Source organism: Nocardioides agri (genome assembly GCF_013778305.1).
In the GTDB taxonomy this organism is placed as follows: Bacteria; Actinomycetota; Actinomycetes; order Propionibacteriales; family Nocardioidaceae; genus Nocardioides; species Nocardioides agri.
On sequence record NZ_JACEIC010000002.1, the window covers coordinates 1,612,495 to 1,627,911 of the forward strand.

The window sequence follows — 15,417 nt, forward strand, 5'->3', positions numbered from 1 at the left end:
TGTGGCTCAAACCTGACGCCGTCAGCGCCGTGCCTCAAGAAAGCCGAAAGATCGCGCGATCTTCCGCAGAACGCCTGCGCGACTCCGGTCGCGCGGAGAACAATCGGCTCGTTGTACTAGCGGCCGTGATCGGCCAGGGCGCGCTCGGGGGAGCGACCGCACGTGGGGGCAGGCATTGACGCAACTCTCTGAACGTCGGACTCCGACGTTCGCCCAGTCGAGCCGGTACCTCCATTACCTGCCCACGACCGCGCTGTGCGTGGACATCGGTGCGATCGCTGCCGCCGTGATGCTCGCCGTGTCGGTTCGCAAGAGGCTCGACGTCTTCGATGGCCCTGCCGACATCACCACCTCGCTGATGATGGTCGGCCCGCTGCTCGTGCTGGGCTGGCTGGTGGCCATCGCACTGTTCGGCGGCTACCGCGAGGACGTCTTCGGCGTCGGCACGGACGAGTACAAGCGGGTCTTCAACGCGAGCCTCGTGACCGCCGGAATGCTCGGCATCGGCTGCTACCTCGCGAAGTTCCAGCTCTCCCGCGGCTTCTTCCTGCTGGCCTTCGTCGTCGGCATCCCCTTGCTGCTGATGGGACGCCTGCTGCTCCGGAGCGCCATCCACCGAGCCCGCCGTCAGGGCCGACTCCAGTACCGGGTGCTGATCGCGGGTTCCCCGGCACACGTGGACGAGGTGGCTGCCGTGCTCCGGCGCGAGCCGTGGCTGGGCTACCACGTCGCCGGGGCCCTCGTCCCCGCCGCTCACCTCGCCGAGGAGACCGCGAGCGGCATCCCGATCGTCGGCACGACCGAGCACTCGACCGCGCTGGTCTCGACCGAGGACGCCGATGTCATCTTCTTCGCCGGCGGCGCGCTGAGCTCGGCCAGCCAGCTGCGCACCATCGTCTGGGAGCTCGAGAAGGCCGAGGTCCAGGTCGTCGTCGCGCCGAGCGTCACCGACGTCTCCGGGGAGCGCATCAAGGTGCGCCCGGTGGGCGGGCTCCCACTGATGCACATCGACCCGCCGCGCGCGACCGACGCCGCCCGCTGGGGCAAGCGGCTCTTCGACATCGTGGCTGCGGCGTTCCTGATCGTCGCGTTCACGCCCCTGATGGCGTACGCCGCGCTGCGGGTCAGGCTCCACGACGGCGGTCCGGTGTTCTTCAACCAGGTGCGCACCGGCCGCGACGGCGAGCACTTCGGGTGCCTGAAGTTCCGCACGATGGTCGTGGACGCCGAGGCCCGGCTCGCCGAGCTGCACGCTCAGATCGGCTTCGAGGCCGGCCTGTTCAAGATGAAGGAAGACCCGCGCATCACGCCTCCCGGCCGATGGCTGCGGCGCTTCTCCCTCGACGAGCTGCCCCAGCTGTTCAACGTGCTCCGCGGCGACATGAGCCTGGTCGGGCCCCGCCCGCCGTTGCCGCGCGAGGTCGCGGGCTACGAGAGCGACATGATGCGTCGACTCCGCGTCCGCCCCGGCATGACCGGTCTGTGGCAGGTGTCCGGTCGCTCCGACCTGTCCTGGTCGGAGGCCGTCCGCCTGGACCTCTACTACGTCGACAACTGGTCGATGCTCCAGGACCTCTCGATCCTCGGCCGCACCTTCGGAGCCGTGTTCGGCTCCCGGGGCGCCTACTGACGGCCGCGGACCGCCACTCAGTCGTCCAGCAGCCCCAGCAGGTAGCGCCCGTACCCGCTCTTCACGAGCGGCTCGGCCCGGGTGGCGAGCTCCTCGTCGCTGAGGAAGCCCATCCGCCAGGCAGCCTCCTCGGGCGCGCCGATCTTCGTGTCCTGCCGGTGCTCGATCGCGCGGACGTAGTTGCCTGCGTCGTTGAGGTCGTCGATCGTGCCGGTGTCGAGCCAGGCGACCCCGCGGGGCAGCACCTCGACCTGGAGGGTGCCCTCGTCGAGATAGGTCCGGTTGAGGTCGGTGATCTCGAGCTCGCCGCGCGCCGACGGCCGCAGCGCCTTCGCCCGGTCGGCCACGGTCTCGTCGTAGAAGTAGAGGCCGGGCACGGCGAAGCTGCTCTTCGGCTTCTCGGGCTTCTCCTCCAGCGACACCGCGCGCATCTGGTCGTCGAACTCGACGACGCCGTACGCCGTCGGATCGGCCACCCGGTAGCCGAAGACTGCGGCGCCCCGGAGGTCCGTGAAGCGCTGGAGCTGCGTGCCGAGGCCCGGGCCGTAGAAGAGGTTGTCACCCAGCACGAGACCGGAGACGCCGCCGCGCACGTGCTCCTCGCCGATGATGAAGGCCTGCGCGAGCCCGTCGGGGCTGGGCTGCACGGCGTACGTGATGGAGATCCCGAACTGGCTGCCGTCGCCCAGCAGGCGCACGAACTGCTCGGCCTCGTGTGGCGTCGTGATGACCAGGACGTCGCGGATGCCGGCGAGCATCAGCGTCGACAGCGGGTAGTAGATCATCGGCTTGTCGTAGACCGGCATGAGCTGCTTGCTCACCGCGAAGGTGATCGGGTGCAGCCGCGAGCCGGTGCCGCCGGCCAGGATGATTCCGCGCATGGACGGGAGTCTAGGAGGCGCACCGGTCCGGGGCTCGTCCGGACCACTGGTCCGCCTGGTCCCGGATCGACGTCAGTGGGTCGTCAGCTCGTCTGCGGCCTGCAGCATCCGCCACAGGGACCGCCGGGGGTGCGCCAGCACCCTGATCCACGTCCTCATGCCTGCCATGCAAGCGTCAGACGCCCGCGGGCGTCGGGGACGTTCGCCCACTTACCCGATCTGCGGTAGGACGACCGCTGCTCATAGGATCAGCCCCATGGATCGCATCCTCGTGACCGGCGGAGCCGGCTTCATCGGCTCCAACTTCGTGCACCACGTCGTCGCCCACACGGACGCCCACGTGACCGTGCTCGACAAGCTGACCTACGCCTCCACCGAGGAGTCGCTGGCCGGGCTGCCCGAGGACCGAGTCACGCTCGTCGTCGGTGACATCGCCGAGCCCGAGGTCGTCGAGCCGCTGGTGGCCGGCGTCGACGCAGTCGTTCACTACGCGGCCGAGTCCCACAACGACAACAGCCTCGAGGACCCCGGACCGTTCATCCGGACCAACGTGGTCGGCACGTTCACGCTGCTCGAGGCGGCCCGCAAGCACGACAAGCGCTTCCACCACGTCTCGACCGACGAGGTCTACGGCGACCTCGAGCTCGACGACCCGAAGCGGTTCACCGAGGACACGCCCTACAACCCGTCCTCGCCGTACTCCGCCTCGAAGGCGGGCTCCGACCACCTCGTGCGCGCCTGGGTGCGGTCGTTCGGCGTGCGCGCGACGATCTCGAACTGCTCGAACAACTACGGGCCGTGGCAGCACATCGAGAAGTTCATCCCCCGCCAGATCACCGAGGTGATCGACGGCCGCAGGCCGCGCCTCTACGGCGACGGCCTCAACGTCCGCGACTGGATCCACACCGAGGACCACTCCTCGGCGGTCCTCGCGATCCTCGAGCGTGGCCAGATCGGCGAGACCTACCTCATCGGCGCCGACGGCGAGAAGAACAACCTCGAGGTCGTGCAGGCGATCCTGCGCCACTTCGGCCGCAGCGAGGACGAGATCGAGTTCGTGCGCGACCGCGCGGGCCACGACCGCCGCTACGCGATCGAGTCCGGCAAGCTCCGCAACCAGCTCGGCTGGCAGCCGCAGTACGCCGACTTCGACGCCGGGCTCCAGGCAACGATCGACTGGTACGCCGCCAACGAGGCCTGGTGGCGCCCGCACAAGGACGCCGTGGAGGCCTCCTACGCCGCCAAGGGGCAGTGAGCGTGGCCGAGCTGAGGCTGGAGACCACGGCCATCCCGGGCCTGGTCGTCCTGCACCTCCCGGTGCACGAGGACTCCCGCGGCTGGTTCAAGGAGAACTGGCAGCGCGAGAAGATGGTCGGACTCGGCCTCCCGGACTTCGGGCCGGTGCAGAACAACATGTCCTTCAACGCCCACCGCGGCGCGACCCGGGGCATCCACACGGAGCCGTGGGACAAGTTCGTCTCGGTCGCCACCGGCCGGGTCTTCGCCGCGTGGGTCGACATGCGCGAGGGGGAGACCTTCGGGGCGACGCACCACGTCGAGGTCGGCCCCGACGTCGCTGTCTTCGTGCCGCGCGGTGTCGGCAACTCCTACCAGGCGCTGGAGGACGGCACCGTCTACTCCTACCTGGTCAACGACCACTGGCGGCCGGGCCAGGCCTACCCGGCGCTCAACCTGGCGGACGAGTCGGCGGCGATCCCGTGGCCGATCCCGCTCGCCGAGGCCGAGATCTCCGAGAAGGACCTCGCCAACCCCGTGCTCGCCGACGTCACGCCGATGGCACCCAAGAAGACGTTGATCATCGGCTGCCGCGGCCAGCTGGGCCGCGCGCTCCAGGCCGACTTCCCGGGCTCGGACCTCGTCGACCTCGACGAGCTGGACGTGACCGACGCCGACGCCGTGGCCGCCTGGCCGTGGCACGAGTACGCGCTCGTCCTCAATGCCGCCGCCTACACCGCTGTCGACGCCGCGGAGACCGCCGACGGACGGCGTACGGCGTGGGCGGCGAACGCCGGCGCCCCGGCGACCCTGGCCCGGCTCTCGCGCGAGCACGGCTTCACCCTCGTCCACTACTCCTCGGAGTACGTCTTCGACGGCACCGCCGCGGAGCACACCGAGGACGAGCCGCTGTCCCCGCTGGGCGTCTACGCCCAGACCAAGGCGGCGGGCGACATCGCGGTCGGCACCGCGCCGCGCCACTACCTGCTGCGCACGTCGTGGGTCATCGGCGACGGCCACAACTTCGTGCGCACGATGAAGTCGCTGGCGGAGAAGGGCGTCGCCCCGTCGGTCGTCGACGACCAGCGCGGCCGCCTGACCTTCACGTCCGAGCTCTCGCGAGCGACGCGGCACCTCGTCGACAGCGGCGCGGCGTACGGCACCTACAACCTCAGCAACGGCGGCCCGGTCATGTCCTGGGCGGAGATCGCCCGGGCGGTGTTCGGGCTGGCCGGGCGAGACGAGGCGGACGTGACGCCGGTGACCACCGACGAGTACTTCGCCGGCAAGACCGACTACTCGCCGCGGCCGCTGCAGAGCGCGATGAACCTGGCGAAGATCGAGGCCACCGGCTTCGTGCCGGAGGACGCGCGGGTCGCCCTGAAGCGCTACCTCAGCGCCGACGCGTGAGGCTCGCGAGCGCCGGGCGCACGTCGGCCAGGTAGACGAGCGCCGCGATCGTGAAGACCAGGTTGAGCAGGTTGATGATGCCCGGCAGCAGGATCTGCACGACCAGCCCGAGACCGAGGATGATCGTCCACGTCGGCTTGGTCAGCTTGCCCGCCGCCGTGTAGTGCTCGCCCGACCAGAGCAGAGAGTTCACGAACGCGAACCCCTTCACCGCGAGCAGCACCAGGTAGACGATGAGCATCACGTTCATCTGGAGGTCCAGCACGGTGTTCATCACGGCTCCAGGGTACGCCGACCGATGCCGCACGCGGACGTCGCCGCGGCGAGCGGAGATCCCCGGACAAGGATGTTCGCGACCCCTACGCTCGGCGGGTGATGCAGCGGTTGGCGGCCCTGACCGGCGCGGGTTTGGTGACGATCTGGAGCGTGCTCGCCCCCGTTGCCGCCGCGACACCGCATGCGCCTGAAGTCGAGCGACCCAGGCTGATCGACGCGCCCCGATCCAGCGTCGACGCAGCGATCCCGGGAGAACGGTACGTGCTCGCGGGACGCCTCCCGCCGTCGGCGGCCGACCGCGTCGTCCAGCTGCAGAGGCTCGGCAACCATGGTCGATGGGTCTTGCGCTGGTGGAAGCGGGCGGACTCGCGCGGGCGCTACCAGTTCGACGTCTGGGCCGACCGGCGCGAAGGGACCTGGCGGGCCGTCGTACCAGCGGTGGAGACGAAGGGGGTTCGCCGCCGGGCCATCCGGACGCGGGTCGTCAGAGTGCCGATCACCGCGCAGCAGATCTCGGTCGCCGCGGTGCCAGCGACGGCGACGTGGGGCTCCTCGCTGTCCGTCACCGCATCGGTGCTGCCCGCCCGCCCAGGCCACCGTGTCGAGCTGCGGACTGTTGCCCGGGACGGATCATGGAGCCAACTGGGCTACGCCGTGCAGGATCGGAACGGGACCGCGACGTTTGCTGTCCCCCTGATGCACTACGGCCAGCTCGACCTGTCCATCACCGTCGACGCGACCACCCGACGGATCGGTTCGGTGCGCGTGACACCGGGCCGCACACCCAGGCTGGTCGCGCATCGCGGGGGGCGGTTCGCCCCCGAGAACACGATGCCGAACTTCAGGGCGGCCATCGCAGCGGGGACGCCGGCGGTGGAGGCAGACATCCAGAGGACCAGCGATGGCCATTGGGTCTTGATGCACGACCCCGACGTGCTCCGTACGACGGACGCAGCAGCGGTCTTCCCCGACCGATCGTCCTATGCCGTCTCCTCCTTCACGCTCGCACAGATCCTCCAGCTCACGGCCGGAGCACCCGGGGTCAAGGTGCCGACCCTCGACGAGTTCTTCGAGCTCGTCAGCGAATCGGGAGTGGAGGCGGTGATCGACCCGAAGGTCACCCTCACGTCGACGTACGCCAGGCAGCTGGCGTCGTTGGCCGCGTCCTATCCCCGGCTCGTCACATCAGGCTCCGACGACCTGCTGATGTGGAACATCAACACCCCGACGACGGCAGTGTCCGTGCCGAGCGAGATCCCCGACGGGCGACTCGTCTACCAGGTCACGACAGGTCCGTGGCCAGACGACTCGGCGCTGTCGCGCTACGAGATCATCAGCGTCGAGCGATCGACCGTGACTGTCGCGGAGCTCGCCCGAGCGCACGCGCTCGGGGTCAAGGTCTACGTGTGGACCGTCAATGACGCCCAGTCCGTCGGTGCTTTCGCCAGCGCGGGACTGGACGGCATCTTCACCGACGACGTGACCATGGCGAGCGAGCTCCTGACAGGTAGCCCGTTCGGCCGATGGGCCACCCGTTAGGAGCCGCAGGCCGCGAGGTCTGGGACGGCTCGGCCGCATCCAGACCTCGCGGCTCGGTCAGTCGCCGACCTTCGCCGCGCCGTCGGCGACGGCCTGGGCGGTCTTCGCGGCGGTCGTCTTCGCGGCCGTAGCAGTGGCCTTCGCGCTGCTCTTCGGAGTGGACGAGGACTTCTTGGCCGTCTTCTTCGCCGTGGTCGTCGTCTTCTTGGCAGCCTTGGTGGCCTGCGTCTTGGTGGTCTTCGCCTTGGCCGTCGTGGTCGAGGCGGCGGCCTTGGCGGCCTGGGTCGACTGCTGGCGGTTGATCCGACCGACCAGCACCTCGCCGCGCTTGGCGAGGTCGGCGTAGACGGCGGTCACCGTCGCCGGGATGCCGGCGGCGTCGGCCTGGAGCTCCACGACCCGCTTCTCGATCGCCTCGCGGCGGGCCTTCGCGTCCTTCGACAACGCGTCGATCTGGGCGAACACGACGCCGACGGCCTGGTCGCGCAGCGCCTTCGGCTCCAGGTCGATCGCGGTGACCCGCTTCTGCAGGTCGGCGACCGCGTCGCGCACGTAGCCGACGACGAGGTCGGTCGCGCCGACGCCGGCGTAGAGCGGACGGGTCGCCTCGACGGGAAGGTCGATGGTCGGGATCTCGAACTTGGCCATGCTGGTCACTCCTTCGATTGGTTCGTCGTCCCATTGAGGGCCAGGAACGACGTGTAGACGTCCAACAGGGACTGCTTCTGCCGCTCGGTCAGCGCCGGGTCGCCGAGGATCGCCAGCTCCACCGAGCCCGCGACGCTCTCGCCTGGGCTGACGATGCCCGCACGCACGTAGAGCTGTTCGGCGGAGATCCGCAGCGCCTTGGCCAGCTGCTGGAGCACCTGGGCCGACGGCCGACGCAGTCCGCGCTCGATCTGGCTCAGGTAGGGGTTCGACACACCGGCGAGATCGGCGAGCTGACGCAACGACAGGTGCGCGGCGACGCGCTGCTGCCGAAGGTAGTCCCCGAGCGACTCGACGGTCTTGCCGACCTTGACCTTCACCACGCCTCCACCCTGCTTGCAATTGCTAGCAATAGCAACGCCTCGCGCGCGTGACACCTCACACAATGCCTGTGAATCTGGAAATTGGCCGAGCGCGGGATCGCTTGCCTGAGCAAGCATCCGAGTGCGGACCCGGATCGCGCCACGACCCATGCGCTCGTGGAGTCCCCGAAGGCGCTCGCGATCTGTGCGACTGAGCGACAATTGGCTGGTGCACCTGCTCGATTGCGCCATCCGCGAATACGCATGGGGATCCACCACCCATATCCCGAAGTTCCTGGGACGCGCTCCCAACGGCAATCCCCAGGCGGAGCTGTGGATCGGCGCGCACGACGGCGACCCGTCGCGGCTGCCCGACGGGCGGTGCCTCAACGACGCGATCCGGGCCGAGGCGGACTCGATGGTGGGCGAGCGCGTCCAGACCGTCTTCGGCCCCCGTCTGCCCTTTCTGATGAAGGCGCTCTCGGCAGCGGAGCCGCTGTCGCTGCAGGTGCACCCGACGACGCAGCGCGCCCGGATCGGGTACGACGCGGAGGAGGCCGCCGGCATCCCTGTCGGATCTCCGACGCGCAGCTACCAGGACCGGCACCACAAGCCGGAGCTCATCTACGCGATCACACGGTTCGAGGGCATGGCCGGCTTCCGCGACATCGAGATCTCGGCGCGGATCCTGCGGATGCTCGACGTGCCATGGGCCGACGACATCGCCTGGCGTCTCGAGGACGGGCCGGCCTTCCAGGCGCTGCGGTCGGTCGTCACGGACATGCTCGCGATGGAGGGCCCCGAGCTCGACAAGCTGCTCGCCGAGCTGAAGCTGGCGGCCGTACGTGCCGAGGAGCGCGGTCACCGCGAGGACATCCGGACCGGTCGCCGCCTCCGAGATCGCACCGATGTCGCCCGCGAGGCGACGCGAGTCTTCGCGCAGACGGCATCGCTCGTGGACCGCTACCCCCACGACCCCGGTGTCCTGGTCACGCTGTTGCTCAACCATGTCGTGCTCGCCCCGGGCGAGGCGATGTTCCTCGATGCGGGCGTGATCCACGCCTACACGTCCGGTTTCGGCGTCGAGATCATGGCGTCCTCGGACAATGTGCTGCGGGCCGGCCTGACGCCGAAGCACGTCGACGTCCCGGAGCTGCTCCAGGTCACGAACTTCACGCCGATGCCGCCCCCGCTCTGGGAGCCGACGATCCGCGGCGAGGTCGCCCACTTCGACCCGCCGGCCACCGAGTTCTCGCTGTGGGTCGGCCCGCCCCCGATCGGCGGTCCGGCGATCGACGGCCCCCGGATCGTCCTGGTGCTGGAGGGCGAGGTGCGCGTGGAGACCGCGACCGAGTCCCAGGATCTGCGCCAGGGTCAAGCGCTCTTCATCGCGCACGCCGACGGCCAGGCCAGCATCTCCGGCTCGGGCCGCGTGGCGATCGGCTCGGTCCCCGACTGAGAGAGGCGCCCCGTCAGCCGGCTTCGCGGAGCGAGTCGACGTTCTCCCTGTACCACTCGACCGTGGACGCGATCCCCTCGCGGAGCCCGATCCGGGCGTCCCAGCCGATCTCGTGCAGCTTGGTGACGTCCAGCAGCTTCTGGGGGGTGCCGTCGGGCTTGCTGGTGTCCCAGCTCGTCTGGCCCTCGAAGCCGACAGCCTCCGCGACCAGCTGCGCGATCTCCCGGATCGTCGCGTCGCGCCCGGTGCCCACGTTGACCTGCTCGGGCCCGTCGTAGTGCTCCATGAGGTAGAGGCACGCGGCCGCCATGTCGTCGACGTGCAAGAACTCGCGCCGCGGCTTGCCGGTCCCCCAGTTGGTCACCGACTCCGCACCCGACGCGCGGGCCTCGTCGTAGCGGCGGATCAGCGCCGGCAGCACGTGGCTGCCGGTCGTCGAGAAGTTGTCGCCGGGCCCGTAGAGGTTGGTCGGCATCGCCGAGATCCACGGCTTTCCGTACTGCCGCCGCACCGCCTGGACCTGGAGGATGCCGGCGATCTTCGCGATCGCGTAGGCGTCGTTCGTCGGCTCCAGGTGACCGGTCAGGAGCGAGTCCTCCCGGATCGGCTGGGCCGCGAACTTCGGGTAGATGCACGATGACCCGAGGAACAGCAGCCGCTCGGTCCCGTGCAGCAGGGCCGCGTCCATGACGTTGGTCTGGATGCGGAGGTTGTCGCTGAGGAAGTCGACCGGATAGGTGCTGTTGGCGAGGATCCCGCCGACCTTGGCCGCCGCGAGCACGACGTAGGTCGGGCGATGGGTCGCGAAGAAGTCGAAGACGTCGTCGCGCTCCTTCAGGTCGAGCTCGCTGGACGGCAGGCCCAGCAGGTTGCTGTGCCCGCGCCCCTCGAGGGCGCGCCAGATCGCGCCGCCGACCAGTCCCCGATGACCCGCGACGTAGAACGGCGCGTCGATGTCGAGGGCGAGGGCGGCGTCGCTCATTCCGCAGAACCCAGGACCGGCCACCCGTCGAGACGGCACTGGTCGATCCACGGACGGCCCGCGTGCTTGAGCGACTCGATGTCGGCGTCGACCATGATCCGGGCGAGCTCGTCGGTCTGCACGACCGGCTTCCAGCCGAGGACGCGCTCGGCCTTGCTGGCGTCGCCGATGAGTGCGTCGACCTCGGTGGGCCGCAGGTAGCGCTCGTCGAACCTGACGTGCTTCTCCCAGTCCAGGCCGGCGTGCTCGAAGGCCGTGACCACGAAGTCGCGGACCGTGAAGTTGCCGCCGGTCGCCAGCACGAAGTCGTCCGGCTCGTCGGCCTGCAGCATCCGCCACATGCCCTCGACGTACTCGGGCGCGTAGCCCCAGTCGCGCACGGCGTCCAGGTTGCCCATGTAGACGTAGTCGTCGAGACCCGCCTGGATCCGCGCGACCGCGCGGGTGACCTTGCGGGTCACGAAGGTCTCGCCTCGGCGCGGGGACTCGTGGTTGAAGAGGATGCCGTTGACCGCGTACATGCCGTAGCCCTCGCGGTAGTTCCTGGTCACCCAGTAGGCGTAGACCTTGGCCGCGCCGTACGGCGAACGCGGGTAGAACGGCGTCTCCTCGTTCTGCGGAGGCGGCGTCGCGCCGAACATCTCCGAGCTGGACGCCTGGTAGTAGCGGCACTCGATGCCCGCCATCCGGACCGCCTCGAGCAGCCGCATCGCGCCGAGACCGGTCGTGTCGCCGGTGTGCTCGGGCTCGTCGAAGCTCACCCGCACGTGCGACTGCGCCGCGAGGTTGTAGACCTCGTCGGGCTGGATCTCGTGCAGCAGCGTGACCAGGCGAGCACCGTCGGACAGGTCGCCGTAGTGGAGGAACAGCCGCGCCTCCGGGTCGTGCGGGTCCTGGTAGAGGTGGTCGATGCGCGACGTGTTGAACGTCGAGGCGCGCCGGATCAGGCCGTGCACCTCATAACCCTTGCCGAGCAGGAGCTCCGCCAGGTACGACCCGTCCTGGCCAGTGATCCCCGTGATCAGTGCTCGCCTCATCAACCGCCCTTACGTTCGAGAACAACTTCTGAAGTCTAACTTTCCCATCTCGGCCCTCGGACCTCGCATCTGAGGAGGCGACCATGGGACGGACCGGCGTCGTACCCGAGCCAACCGATCGGGCGACCGTCGCGCATCAGAGCAATGGACGGATCTCGCCGACCTCGCGGCCGCCGCCCAGGACGGGCGCGCGTCCCGTCCGTCGTACGGCATCACCGTCGACGCCGGGCTCGCGCTCCACCTTCGAACGTTGCAGGGCCGCGGCCATGACCACCGGACGAGCGCGGTCGCCACCGTCGTCGACCTTGAGCGCGAACGCCCGGCCGTCCGGGAGGGCCAGGGCGTAGCACGCCTCGGCGCCCATCTTCCCGATCGCGCCCGGGATCGCTGCCAGCAGCGCCCGCTCGTCACGGCGCGTGCCCGAGACCCACTCCGGGTGCGCTCGGATCGCGTCCGCGACGACGCGCTCCGGACCGGCAGTGGCGGTCGCGAGGCGCCGGAACGCGCGTGCCAGCCCGATCAGCGACGCCGACAGCACGGGTGCGCCGCAGCCGTCGATCCCGGTGGCGTCCACGGGCTCACCGGTCAGGTCCTCGAACGTGTCGTGGATGGCGCGCTGGAGCGGGTGCTCGGGGTCGAGGTAGGTCGCCGTGTCCCACCCCTGGCGCAGGCAGGTGAGCAGCATGGCGGCGTGCTTGCCGGAGCAGTTCATCTGCACGGAAGTCGGACCGCCACCGGCGCGCACGACTGCGTCGCGTTCCTCGGCATCGAACGGGAGGTCGGGAGGGGTCTGCAGGGCCGACTCGGGCAGGCCGGCGAGCGCGAGGATCCGGCGTACGCCGTCGAGGTGGAAGGGCTCCCCCGAGTGTGAGGCGCACGCCAGCGCCAGCAGGTCCAGCGGCAGGTCGAGCCCGAGCCGCACCATCGCGAGCGCCTGGATCGGCTTGTTGCAGGACCGCGGCAGGATCGGGTGGTCCACGCTCCCGACCGCCCAGTCGACCTCGCCGGCGCGATCGAGCGCGACGACCGAGCCGTGGTGGTGCCCCTCGACGAAGCCGGATCGGACGAGCTCAGCCACGACGACGGGGAATGACATGGATGCACACTAACTTCAGCGGGAATGGCAGGATTGCGGCCGTGTCGACGCCCCCTCCGCAGCACTGCCCCACGCCGCGCGAGCTCGACGATCTCGAGCTGCTCACGAGCGGAGCCCTCGCCCCGACGGTCGGGTTCGGCGAGCCCGGCAGCCCGATCACCCTCACGCTCCCAGCCACGGTGGCCACGGCGGCCGAGGCCGCCGGAGAGGTCGAGATCGTCGACCCCGAGGGCCTGCCGCTCGCCCGGGTCACGGTCCCGGGCGGCGTGGTCACGGCGCTGACGCACGCCCAGTACGGTCCCTTCCGCCGGCTCTACCTCTCCCCGGCGCAGGTCCGCGACCAGTACGCCGGGCGCGCAGTCGTGCCGGTCGTCGACGCGCTCACCGAGGACGAGCTCCTCGTGCTCCGGTCGGCCGGGCCGCTGGTGCTGCTGGCGCTGGTGGGGCACGGCACTCCCGAGCTGTCCACGACCGCGCTCATCCGAGCCACACTGGCCGCAGCCGACCTGCTGCCCGACGCCGTCGTAGTGGCCGTGCCGCTGGCCTCGCACGACGACGCCGACGCCGATCACGAGCTCGGCGTCCGCGTGGTCGCCAACTACGCGGGCGACGACCAGACCATCGGCGTACCCGACTCGACCTCGCCGTGTCCCCCGTCGATCCAGGCGATCGTCGACCAGGACCTGCCCGCGCCCGCTGACCAGGGACTCGTGCTGTTCTTCACCGGCCTGTCGGGCAGCGGGAAGTCCACGCTCGCCCGGGCGCTGATGGACAAGGTGCTGGAGCAGGGCACGCGAAGCGTCACCAGCCTCGACGGCGACGTCGTGCGCCGACACCTGTCCGCCGGCCTGACGTTCTCCAAGGAGGACCGGGAGACCAACATCCGCCGGATCGGCTGGGTGGCCGCGGAGATCTCACGGCACGGCGGACTCGCGGTGTGCAGCCCGATCGCGCCCTTCGACGCGACCCGCCAGCAGGTGCGCGCGATGGTGGAGGACGCCGGTGGCGCGTTCTTCCTCGTCCACGTCGCCACCCCGCTCGAGGAGTGCGAGCGACGCGACCGGAAGGGCCTCTACGCCAAGGCCCGGAGCGGGGAGATCCCCGAGTTCACCGGCATCTCCTCGCCGTACGAGGAGCCGGAGGACGCCGACGTCCGCGTCGACACCACCGGCCGCACCATCGAGGACGCCCTCGACGACGTGCTCGGCGCGCTCGCCGAGGCGGGCTACCTCGACCTGGCCATCCCTGGAAGGATCCCGTCATGAACGATCTGATCGGCGATGGCTTCGCCTCCATCCTGGTGGCGGGCTTCCTCGTCGGTGTGGTCGTCGGCCTCACCGGCATGGGCGGTGGGGCGTTGATGACGCCGGCACTCATCTTCCTCGGCGTCGGCGACGCCGCCACCGTGGTCACCGCCGACCTCACGGCCGCGGCCATCTACAAGACCGGCGGCGCCGCGGTGCACGCCCGAGAGGGCTCCCCCAACCTGACCCTGGCGAAGTGGCTGATCCTGGGGTCGGTGCCGATGGCGCTGCTCGGCCCCTGGCTGATCTTCCAGATCGCGGGCGACTCACCGGAGACGCTCGACGACCTGCTGAAGCTCTGTATCGGGTTCGCGCTGCTGCTCGCGGCGGCGACGTACGCCCTGCGCCTCTACATCAACCTGCGTCGCGTCCGCAGCGGTGCTCCCGAGGCCGACCCGACCCCGCACGTCCGGATCATCCCGACGCTGCTCGTGGGTGCTGCCGGTGGCCTGCTGGTCGGCATCACGAGCGTCGGCTCCGGATCGGTGATCATGATCGCGCTGCTGATGCTCTACCCCGGGCTGTCGGCGGTGCGGCTGGTCGGGACCGACCTGGTCCAGGCGGTCCCCCTCGTCCTTGCCGCGGCGATCTCGAACATCGCCCTGCACGGCCTCGACTGGTCGATCCTGGTGCCACTCGTGCTCGGTTCGCTGCCCGGCACGATCCTGGGCAGCAAGATCGCCCCCCGCGTGCCGCAGTCGGTCATCCGTCGCGGCATCGTCATCGTCCTCACCATGTCCGGCGTGGCGCTGCTCGACAAGGCCGGCTGGGCGCCGTTGGGCGAGGACGAGACGCACCCGATGCTGATCGCCGGAGTCGGCGTGGCGATGCTGGTCTTCGTGCCACTGATCTGGGGCCTCATCCGCCGCACCCAGGGGTTGCCGATGTTCGGCGCGCCCACGGTCACCGAGCTCGACAACGTCGAGTACGGCGAGCGTGCGCACGAGCAACGATGAGGCCGGCGCTCAGCCCGTCCCGGTGAGCGCGCTGCCCAGACCGGCGGCGATCGCTGCCACCTGCTCGTCGATCGCGTCGGCCACCTGACGGTGGACCTCGGCCGAGCGGCCGATCGGGTCGGCGATGTCCAGATCGACCCCGGCAGCCAGGCCTCGGCTCCGGGCGGCAGCACCGACCAGCGCGGCGGCGTCGTCACCCGGGCTGAACGTCGGCGCGGAAAGGATCGCAGCGAGCTCGGGCAGCGTGAACGCCCGCCGCAGCGCGCCGGGGTGCTCCGCGAGCGCCCTGGTGCGCACGTCGCGGGTCGCGGTGAGCACCAGGTCGGCGTCCCGGAGGATCGCGCCCGTGAGCTGGCGGGCGACGAAGCCCTCGCCGCTCCCGCCCAGTCGGGCCAGCTCCGAGGCGGCAGCGACGTCCATGCCTGATCCGACGACGGCCCCGACGCCGGCGCTCGAGACCACGGTCCGCCCGGGCGCGACTTGGTCCAGGCGCTGCTGGAGGAGCCGCTCGGCGAGTGGCGAGCGGCACACGTTGCCGACGCAGACGGTGAGGATGTGGAAGGGGACGGCGGCCATGGGTGACTCCGGCGAGGGGCGGGGA

At 70.2% G+C, this 15,417-nt stretch carries 15 protein-coding genes; 7 read left to right on the forward strand and 8 right to left on the reverse strand.

From position 1 onward, the window contains the following. Positions 1-259 precede the first annotated feature (259 nt). On the forward strand, positions 260-1,630 hold the full coding sequence (locus tag HZF07_RS12455) for a sugar transferase (RefSeq protein ID WP_157342009.1): 1,371 nt from the start codon (positions 260-262) through the stop codon (positions 1,628-1,630). A gap of 17 nt (positions 1,631-1,647) precedes the next feature. Here the strand turns inward: HZF07_RS12455 and rfbA are convergent, their stop codons facing one another. Then, positions 1,648-2,511 (reverse strand): glucose-1-phosphate thymidylyltransferase RfbA, encoded by an 864-nt coding sequence (rfbA, locus tag HZF07_RS12460; RefSeq protein WP_157342011.1) that lies wholly within the window; start codon positions 2,509-2,511, stop codon positions 1,648-1,650. Between the two features lie 256 nt (positions 2,512-2,767). On the opposite strand from rfbA, the gene rfbB reads away from it, so the two are divergent. Continuing rightward, complete coding sequence (gene rfbB / locus HZF07_RS12465; protein WP_157342013.1) at positions 2,768-3,766, forward strand: dTDP-glucose 4,6-dehydratase; 999 nt, start codon at positions 2,768-2,770, stop codon at positions 3,764-3,766. A gap of 2 nt (positions 3,767-3,768) precedes the next feature. Then, a complete protein-coding gene (locus HZF07_RS12470) occupies positions 3,769-5,157 on the forward strand; it encodes a sugar nucleotide-binding protein (RefSeq protein ID WP_181645127.1) in 1,389 nt (462 codons plus the stop codon). Here HZF07_RS12470 and HZF07_RS12475 read toward each other — a convergent pair. Further along, positions 5,141-5,431, reverse strand: coding sequence for a DUF2516 family protein (locus HZF07_RS12475; RefSeq protein ID WP_232523332.1), 291 nt, complete (start codon positions 5,429-5,431; stop codon positions 5,141-5,143). The two genes, HZF07_RS12470 and HZF07_RS12475, sit on opposite strands and share 17 nt — an antisense overlap. Positions 5,432-5,532: 101 nt before the next feature. Between HZF07_RS12475 and HZF07_RS12480 the strand changes: the two genes are divergently transcribed. Continuing rightward, a complete protein-coding gene (locus tag HZF07_RS12480) occupies positions 5,533-6,972 on the forward strand; it encodes a glycerophosphodiester phosphodiesterase (protein WP_232523334.1) in 1,440 nt (479 codons plus the stop codon). Positions 6,973-7,029: 57 nt separating this feature from the next. On the opposite strand, the gene HZF07_RS12485 is transcribed toward HZF07_RS12480, so the two are convergent. Together HZF07_RS12485 and HZF07_RS12490 are read right to left on the reverse strand one after the other, a co-directional pair. Then, the gene (locus HZF07_RS12485) at positions 7,030-7,620 is read right to left on the reverse strand and encodes an MDR/zinc-dependent alcohol dehydrogenase-like family protein (RefSeq protein ID WP_157342019.1); all 591 of its coding nucleotides are present in this window, start codon (positions 7,618-7,620) and stop codon (positions 7,030-7,032) included. Between the two features lie 5 nt (positions 7,621-7,625). After that, positions 7,626-8,003 carry a helix-turn-helix domain-containing protein gene (locus tag HZF07_RS12490; RefSeq protein WP_309504714.1) on the reverse strand — a complete coding sequence of 126 codons (378 nt, stop codon included), beginning with the start codon at positions 8,001-8,003 and terminating at the stop codon, positions 7,626-7,628. Between the two features lie 208 nt (positions 8,004-8,211). Here HZF07_RS12490 and manA point away from each other — a divergent pair, with 208 nt between their 5' ends. Beyond that, the gene (manA, locus tag HZF07_RS12495) at positions 8,212-9,441 is read left to right on the forward strand and encodes a mannose-6-phosphate isomerase, class I (RefSeq protein ID WP_181645128.1); all 1,230 of its coding nucleotides are present in this window, start codon (positions 8,212-8,214) and stop codon (positions 9,439-9,441) included. 13 nt (positions 9,442-9,454) lie between these two features. Here the strand turns inward: manA and HZF07_RS12500 are convergent, their stop codons facing one another. The 3 genes from HZF07_RS12500 to HZF07_RS12510 all read right to left on the reverse strand — a co-directional run bounded on the left by HZF07_RS12500 (position 9,455) and on the right by HZF07_RS12510 (position 12,556). Then, on the reverse strand, positions 9,455-10,423 hold the full coding sequence (locus HZF07_RS12500; protein WP_157342025.1) for a GDP-L-fucose synthase family protein: 969 nt from the start codon (positions 10,421-10,423) through the stop codon (positions 9,455-9,457). Next, positions 10,420-11,460, reverse strand: coding sequence for a GDP-mannose 4,6-dehydratase (gmd, locus tag HZF07_RS12505; protein WP_157342027.1), 1,041 nt, complete (start codon positions 11,458-11,460; stop codon positions 10,420-10,422). Before gmd ends, HZF07_RS12500 begins: the two co-directional genes overlap by 4 nt. Before the next feature lie 136 nt (positions 11,461-11,596). Next, positions 11,597-12,556: an asparaginase gene (locus HZF07_RS12510; RefSeq protein ID WP_157342028.1), complete on the reverse strand. Its 960-nt coding sequence runs from the start codon at positions 12,554-12,556 to the stop codon at positions 11,597-11,599. Positions 12,557-12,597: 41 nt separating this feature from the next. Between HZF07_RS12510 and cysC the strand changes: the two genes are divergently transcribed. Both cysC and HZF07_RS12520 read left to right on the forward strand, forming a co-directional pair. Next, the gene (gene cysC, locus HZF07_RS12515) at positions 12,598-13,821 is read left to right on the forward strand and encodes an adenylyl-sulfate kinase (RefSeq protein ID WP_309504715.1); all 1,224 of its coding nucleotides are present in this window, start codon (positions 12,598-12,600) and stop codon (positions 13,819-13,821) included. Continuing rightward, positions 13,818-14,816, forward strand: coding sequence for a sulfite exporter TauE/SafE family protein (locus HZF07_RS12520; RefSeq protein WP_157342032.1), 999 nt, complete (start codon positions 13,818-13,820; stop codon positions 14,814-14,816). The genes cysC and HZF07_RS12520 overlap by 4 nt, the downstream gene beginning before the upstream one ends. A 9-nt stretch (positions 14,817-14,825) precedes the next feature. Here HZF07_RS12520 and HZF07_RS12525 read toward each other — a convergent pair whose 3' ends face one another. Then, complete coding sequence (locus tag HZF07_RS12525; RefSeq protein ID WP_157342034.1) at positions 14,826-15,392, reverse strand: arsenate reductase/protein-tyrosine-phosphatase family protein; 567 nt, start codon at positions 15,390-15,392, stop codon at positions 14,826-14,828. Positions 15,393-15,417 lie beyond the last annotated feature (25 nt).

What these genes read in the sequence shown, in the direction of transcription:
- rfbA (WP_157342011.1), bottom strand. Translation starts at nt 2,511, where the DNA reads ATGCGCGGAATCATCCTGGCCGGCGGCACCGGCTCGCGGCTGCACCCG.
- rfbB (WP_157342013.1), top strand. Translation starts at nt 2,768, where the DNA reads ATGGATCGCATCCTCGTGACCGGCGGAGCCGGCTTCATCGGCTCCAAC.
- HZF07_RS12475 (WP_232523332.1), bottom strand. Translation starts at nt 5,431, where the DNA reads ATGAACACCGTGCTGGACCTCCAGATGAACGTGATGCTCATCGTCTAC.
- HZF07_RS12480 (WP_232523334.1), top strand. Translation starts at nt 5,533, where the DNA reads ATGCAGCGGTTGGCGGCCCTGACCGGCGCGGGTTTGGTGACGATCTGG.
- HZF07_RS12485 (WP_157342019.1), bottom strand. Translation starts at nt 7,620, where the DNA reads ATGGCCAAGTTCGAGATCCCGACCATCGACCTTCCCGTCGAGGCGACC.
- HZF07_RS12500 (WP_157342025.1), bottom strand. Translation starts at nt 10,423, where the DNA reads ATGAGCGACGCCGCCCTCGCCCTCGACATCGACGCGCCGTTCTACGTC.
- gmd (WP_157342027.1), bottom strand. Translation starts at nt 11,460, where the DNA reads ATGAGGCGAGCACTGATCACGGGGATCACTGGCCAGGACGGGTCGTAC.
- HZF07_RS12510 (WP_157342028.1), bottom strand. Translation starts at nt 12,556, where the DNA reads ATGTCATTCCCCGTCGTCGTGGCTGAGCTCGTCCGATCCGGCTTCGTC.
- HZF07_RS12520 (WP_157342032.1), top strand. Translation starts at nt 13,818, where the DNA reads ATGAACGATCTGATCGGCGATGGCTTCGCCTCCATCCTGGTGGCGGGC.
- HZF07_RS12525 (WP_157342034.1), bottom strand. Translation starts at nt 15,392, where the DNA reads ATGGCCGCCGTCCCCTTCCACATCCTCACCGTCTGCGTCGGCAACGTG.